We start from the raw sequence: 325 nt of genomic DNA on the forward strand, positions 1-325 counted from the left end.
TTTAGTATTGGAGGAGGCGCATTTATCAATCCCGAGCAATCTAATGTAAGAGAGCGATATGTATTTTACACAGAAGACAATGTTGGTAACCCCAACCTTCAATGGGAAACTGCCATAAAATATAATTTTGGTGCAGAAATAGGTTTGTTTAAAAACGCAATTAGTGCAGAGTTTGATTTTTATGGAGAAAATCGAAGTGATATTTTGATACAAAGTGATGATAGAGCTGTACCAGAATGGTTTGGTGCTAGACCTCCAGCCTTTAACAGAGGGAAAGTAGAGGTAAGAGGTTTTGAACTTGTGTTATCTGCAAATCATACCTTTG

The 325-nt window shown here is 36.9% G+C and carries 1 protein-coding gene; it reads left to right on the forward strand.

The genetic code is table 11. From position 1 onward, the window contains the following. A partial coding sequence (locus tag J8281_RS19385; protein ID WP_210199282.1) for a TonB-dependent receptor domain-containing protein occupies positions 1-325 on the forward strand: 325 nt, incomplete at both ends.

The sequence above is a fragment of the Aquimarina sp. U1-2 genome (genome assembly GCF_017897595.1).
Taxonomy (GTDB): Bacteria; Bacteroidota; Bacteroidia; order Flavobacteriales; family Flavobacteriaceae; genus Aquimarina.